Source organism: Neisseria sp. HMSC074B07 (genome assembly GCF_001810355.1).
Classification (GTDB): Bacteria; Pseudomonadota; Gammaproteobacteria; order Burkholderiales; family Neisseriaceae; genus Neisseria.
Genome location: NZ_KV800971.1, coordinates 39,507 through 44,944, shown reverse-complemented (window position 1 = coordinate 44,944; position 5,438 = coordinate 39,507). Strand labels below are relative to the sequence as shown.

Annotated in this window: 6 protein-coding genes; all 6 read right to left on the bottom strand. The window is 51.4% G+C overall.

Annotated elements, in window-relative coordinates:
• Positions 1–334, bottom strand: a 334-nt coding sequence (locus tag HMPREF2726_RS10505) for a tetratricopeptide repeat protein (RefSeq protein WP_148132514.1), incomplete at its 3' end; no start/stop codon positions are given.
• A 75-nt stretch (positions 335–409) separates the two neighbouring features.
• A complete protein-coding gene (locus HMPREF2726_RS10500) occupies positions 410–1,645 on the bottom strand; it encodes an SEL1-like repeat protein (protein WP_246827889.1) in 1,236 nt (411 codons plus the stop codon).
• A gap of 255 nt (positions 1,646–1,900) precedes the next feature.
• Entirely contained in the window at positions 1,901–2,389 is a 489-nt protein-coding gene (locus tag HMPREF2726_RS10495; protein ID WP_070603317.1) for a group II truncated hemoglobin, read from the bottom strand.
• A gap of 277 nt (positions 2,390–2,666) precedes the next feature.
• On the bottom strand, positions 2,667–3,689 hold the full coding sequence (gene dusA, locus HMPREF2726_RS10490) for a tRNA dihydrouridine(20/20a) synthase DusA (protein WP_009312748.1): 1,023 nt from the start codon (positions 3,687–3,689) through the stop codon (positions 2,667–2,669).
• 119 nt (positions 3,690–3,808) lie between these two features.
• On the bottom strand, positions 3,809–4,600 hold the full coding sequence (locus HMPREF2726_RS10485; protein WP_009312747.1) for a formate/nitrite transporter family protein: 792 nt from the start codon (positions 4,598–4,600) through the stop codon (positions 3,809–3,811).
• A gap of 295 nt (positions 4,601–4,895) precedes the next feature.
• The gene (gene greB, locus HMPREF2726_RS10480) at positions 4,896–5,387 is read right to left on the bottom strand and encodes a transcription elongation factor GreB (protein WP_003779860.1); all 492 of its coding nucleotides are present in this window, start codon (positions 5,385–5,387) and stop codon (positions 4,896–4,898) included.
• Positions 5,388–5,438 lie beyond the last annotated feature (51 nt).

Here is a 5,438-nt window from a genome sequence, read left to right as displayed (position 1 = left end):
ATCCTTGTTCTGCCGCCTTGCGATACCACTGCACTGCCTGTGTATAGTCCTGACGAACTCCTCGCCCATTGTCGTACCTCACACCCAAATTATATTGAGCTTGAGCATACCCTTGTTCTGCCGCCTTGCGATACCACCGCACCGCCTGTGCATCGTCTTGATGGACTCCTTGCCCATTGGCATACATCAGACCCAAATTATATTGGGCAGCTGCAAATCCTTGTTCTGCAGCTTGAAACGTTTCCTTAAAATCCGGCACACTATCCGCCCAAGCTGCTTGCCCTATGCCCACAGCCAGCAAAGCAACCATCATTTTTTTCAATAAGGTGTTCATCTTAAAATCCTTTTTTATCCAGAATATTTTTGGGTTTGTCTATGTTATGTGTTTCAGACGACCTTTGGGAAAGATTTAATGTCCTTCGTTATTCAACTGTCGGTAGTCATTGCAACCATCTTGGAATCCATTATCACAAGCCTTCTTGTGCCATTCTTTGGCAACTTTTGGATTTTTGGGGACGCCTTGCCCTTCTTCATACATCTCACCCAACCTATTTTGAGCTGGTGAGAACCCCTGTTCTGCTGCCTTGAGATACCATTGCAACGCCTCTGTATAGTTTTGGTGTACGCCTTTTCCTTCATAATACATCTCACCTAAATTATGTTGGGCTGGCGAGAACCCGTCTTCTGCTGCCTTACGATACCACCGCAACGCTTCTGGATAATCTTGGCGAACACCTTGCCCTTCACTATACGCCACGCCCAAATTATTTTGGGCAACTACATACCCCCGTTCTGCTGCCTTGCGATACCACCGCACTGCCTCTGTAGAGTCTTGGCGAACGCCCTGTCCTTCGTCATATAGCGCGCCCAAATTATTTTGAGCGTCTACATCACCCTGTTCCGCTGCCTTGCGATACCATTGCGCCGCCTCTTCATAGTTTTGACGGACGCCCCGCCCATTGGCATACATCACACCCAAATGATATTGGGCTGTCGCAAACCCCTGTTCTGCTGCCTTACGATACCATCGTTCAGCCTCTTGATAACTCTGACGAACTCCCCGCCCATTGGCATACATCACACCTAAAATAAATTGGGCATTTGCATCTCCCTGCTCTGCTGCCTTGCTATACCATCGCGCCGCCTCTTCATAATTTTGACGGACACCTTGTCCTTGTTCATACATCAACCCCAGATTTTTTTGAGCATTTACGCTCCCCTGCTCTGCTGCTTTCTGAAGCCACTTCGTTGCTTCTACGTAGTTTTTAAGAACACCATACATCATGCCCAGATTATTTTGGGCGGGGAGATAACCTTTATCTGCTGCAGAGCGGCACCATTCCATTGCCTTTTCATGGTCTTGATTAACACCTTGTCCTACGTAATACATCATACACAAATTATATTGGGCTTCTGCCTGTCCCTGTTCTGCCGCTTTGCGATACCATCGCACCGCCTCTTGATCACTCTGACGAACGCCTATCCCTCTCAAATACATCGAACCCAAAACAACTTGAACATCCGCCTCTCCCGCTTCCGCCCTTTGCACTATTTTCTTTAAATTCGGTACATCATCCGCCCAAGCTGCCTGCCCTATACCCAAAGCCAGCAAAGCAACCATCATTTTTTTCAACCATGTGTTCATTTCAAACTTCCCTGATGTATGTTCCATAAAAAATCACGGCATTTTCAGACGACGGTCGAGGTCGTCTGAAAATGCCGTGATTCTATCCTTACTGCATTTAAAATGCTATTTTGCTACTTTACCTGACTGTTACCGGCAGAAATATCGTATTGGGATTCTCCACTATTGATTGAGTACAAACGGCTGCCACTTTACAACAGCAGCCCTTTTATCAAACAGGGAAAACGGGAAGGGATTCGTCTTTTTCAGACGACCTCAAGCCGGGAAGGTTGGGAAATAACCGTCCACACCGTATTGCTTTAAGACGTTTTTCAGCTCAGGAATGCGGATTTCGGGATCGACCGCCATCGGCGGCATAGGCGGTTCTACGCCTTCTTCGTTTTGGTTGCGCATCCAGTCCGCCATCGCAAAAATGCGGATAAGGACGGGTTCGGCGAGGTCTTTGCCGATTTCCAATTCATTCATGGCTTGGGCGAAGCAGGCGACCCATTCGTCGCGTACTTGCATATTCACGGCAAAAGGCATGTGCCGCGCGCGCAGCATGGGATGGCCGTATTTCTGCTCGAACAAGGGCGGGCCGCCGAGCCAGCCGCTGAAAAATTCGTAGAGTTTTTCGCGAATCAGCGTCATGTCTTCGCCGTGCATTTGTCGCAGGGCGCGGTATTGCGGCTCGAGTTCCATCAAGTCGTAAAAGCGGTCGGTCAGGTTGCGTACGCCTGCCGCGCCGCCGAATGCGTGATACATATTGTTCTTTCTTTAAAGGTCGTCTGAAACGGGGATTTTATAGTGGCTTAACTTTAAACCAGTACGGCGTTGCCTTGCCTTGCTGTACTGTCTGTACTGTGCGGCTTCGTCGCCTTGTCCTGATTTAAAGTTAATCCACTATAATAGACTGGGCCGATTGTGTCATATGGGATAAAGAGAGGTCTTCTAAAAACCTGTTCCGTTTTCAGACGACCTTTGTTTTTTTGCGGCGGAGAACCGATTTTCAGCTGCCGGACAGCGGCAATCGAAAATCAACTTATCCGCGATGTTCCCATACGTTCGCCCGCTCGACCTCTTTCCACGCGTCGAGAATCAGGCTGCCGTCGTTGTCTTTCAACAGCGTCGCATCGGAAAGCATACGCCGCCAAGTGCGGGCGTTTTTCAGGCCGTGCATCAGCCCGAGGCTGTGGCGGACGATGTGGCGCAAGATTGTGCCGCGTCCGGCTTGGATTTGGGCTTGGCTGTATGTGTAGAGGCGCTGCACCAAATCGGCGTATTCAATCGGGCTGCGGGTATCGCCGTAAAACAGCCTGTCCCATTCGTGCATGACCATCGGGTTGTGGTACGCCTCGCGTCCGACCATTACGCCGTCAACGTGTTGCAGGTGTCCGGCGATTGCTTCGTTGGTGGTGATGCCGCCGTTGATGATGATTTCCAGCTCGGGAAACTCTTGCTTGAGGCGGTAAACGTAATCGTATTTCAACGGCGGAACGTCGCGGTTTTCTTTGGGGGAGAGTCCGTCCAGCCATGCGTTGCGGGCGTGGACGATGAAGGTTTTGCAGGCGGTTTTGTCGCGCAGCGTGCCGACGAAATCGGCGACGGTTTGGTATTCGGTCTGCCTGTCGACGCCGATGCGGTGTTTAACGGTAACGGGGATGCCTACTGCGTCCTGCATGGCGTTGAGGCAGTCGGCAACCAGCATGACTTCGTTCATCAGACACGCGCCGAACGAGCCTTTTTGCACGCGCGGGCTGGGGCAGCCGCAGTTGAGATTGACCTCGTTGTAGCCGTATTCTTCGGCGGCTTTGGCTGCTTTCGCCAAATCGGACGGGTCACTGCCGCCCAGTTGCAGGGCGACCGGCTGCTCGCCTTCGTTGAACATCAAAAAGCGGTCTTTGTCGCCATAGACGATGGCGCCGGAATTGACCATTTCGCTGTAAAGCCATGTGTTGCGGGTAATCTGGCGGGCGAGGTAGCGGTAGTGGCGGTCCGTCCAGTCGAGCATGGGGGCGACGGAAAGGCGGCGGGGCGGGAGGGAGGCTTGAGTCATGTGTTTCATGTATCTGATTATTTTGAGGCGGCATTATATCAGACGGACTGTGTCGAAAATCGGCTCGGGGGTCGTCTGAAACGGCAAAACCTGCTTTTTGAAGCAGGTTTTGTATGCTCAAAGGCAGATTATTCGGCGCAATCTTTCAGCGTATCTTTATAAGTATAAAGGTACGACGCGCCGACAAACGATGCGCCGCCGAAGACATTGCCTAAAAACACGGGAATCATGTTGAAGAAAAACTGCCCCCATGTGATGTCTGCGCCCGCCAAAATACCGGCGGGGATGACGAACATATTGGCGACAAGGTGTTGGAAACCGTTTAACACGAAAATCATCACAGGAAACCAAATCGCCAACATCCGCCCTGCCGTATGTTTGGCGGCAAAGTGCAGCCATGCGCCCATACACACCATCCAGTTACACGCGACCGCCGAGACGAAAGCCCTGCCGAAATCCATATGGACTTTGGCTTCCGCCACCGCAATCGTTTTTTCTGCCACGCTGCCTTCAGTCATGCCGACATAGTGTCCGAGGAAAAACGCCATCGCCAGCGTTCCCGCCAAATTGCCCAGACACACGACGACCCAGTTGCGCAGCAGCATTTTTGTGGAAATCCGCCCTGCCAAACGCCCCAAAGACATAATCATCATATTGCTCGTTACCAGCTCGCCGCCGCCGAGCAGGATGCAGATCAAGGCGATGGGAAACATTGCCGCGCCGAGCAAAGTCGCCAAGCCGCCCCATTCGTGCGGAATGCCGCTGACCACTTTCAAATAAGCCAGATAACCGAAGCCGATGTATCCGCCTGCCAAAACGCTCAAAACCGCCAGCGTGGAAACGCTGGATTGTGCCTTGGCACAGCTTTTATCGAGGACGACCTGTAAAATTTCCTGTGGGTATAAATCGCGCGAAGCCATGATTTTCCTTAAAGTGGATTGAGGTGGGAACGCCGCTTTTGAAAGACGGCAAAACTGTCGCGGTAGGGCAGTGTCGGGGGATGCCGGTTTACGGTCTTATCGGATAAAAAACAATAGTGTATTAAACCTAAAATGAGGTCGCGCCGCCTTGCTTTGGCTCAAAAGAAAGATTATTACATCCAGCGGACAGGTCAGTTTGCGAAGTGGCGGCTTCAAACAAAAGGTCGTCTGAAAACCCTGATGTTTTCAGACGACCTTTTCATCACAACAAATACGGCATGACACTGGCTGCCGCTCAATCAATCCGTATGTATTCCACCGACAAAATTTCAATCTCTTCGCGCCCTTCCGGTGTATTCAAGACGACTTCGTCCCCTTCCCTCGCTTTAATCAAACAACGCGCCAACGGCGAAATCCAAGAAATTTTGTTTTGCGCGGTATCGATTTCATCGACGCCGACGATTTTAACGGTTTGCTCGCGCCCGTCGCCGCGCAACAATCCGACGGTTGCGCCGAAAAACACTTGGTCGGTCGCTTCGCGCAATTCGGGATCGACGACGACGGCGGCTTCCAAACGCTTGGTCAGGAATCGGATGCGGCGGTCGATTTCGCGCATACGGCGTTTGCCGTAAAGATAGTCGCCGTTTTCGCTGCGGTCGCCGTTGCTTGCCGCCCAGTTGACGATTTGGACGATTTCGGGACGCTCTTTATTGACCAGTTGATACAGCTCGTCTTTCAACGCCTGCCAACCGACGGGCGTGATGTAGTTTTTGGTTTCGGTACTCATAATCTTGCCGTTAAAAATAATATAGTGGATTAACTTTAAACCAGGACGGCG

What these genes read in the sequence shown, in the direction of transcription:
- HMPREF2726_RS10500 (WP_246827889.1), bottom strand. Translation starts at nt 1,645, where the DNA reads ATGAACACATGGTTGAAAAAAATGATGGTTGCTTTGCTGGCTTTGGGT.
- HMPREF2726_RS10495 (WP_070603317.1), bottom strand. Translation starts at nt 2,389, where the DNA reads ATGTATCACGCATTCGGCGGCGCGGCAGGCGTACGCAACCTGACCGAC.
- dusA (WP_009312748.1), bottom strand. Translation starts at nt 3,689, where the DNA reads ATGAAACACATGACTCAAGCCTCCCTCCCGCCCCGCCGCCTTTCCGTC.
- HMPREF2726_RS10485 (WP_009312747.1), bottom strand. Translation starts at nt 4,600, where the DNA reads ATGGCTTCGCGCGATTTATACCCACAGGAAATTTTACAGGTCGTCCTC.
- greB (WP_003779860.1), bottom strand. Translation starts at nt 5,387, where the DNA reads ATGAGTACCGAAACCAAAAACTACATCACGCCCGTCGGTTGGCAGGCG.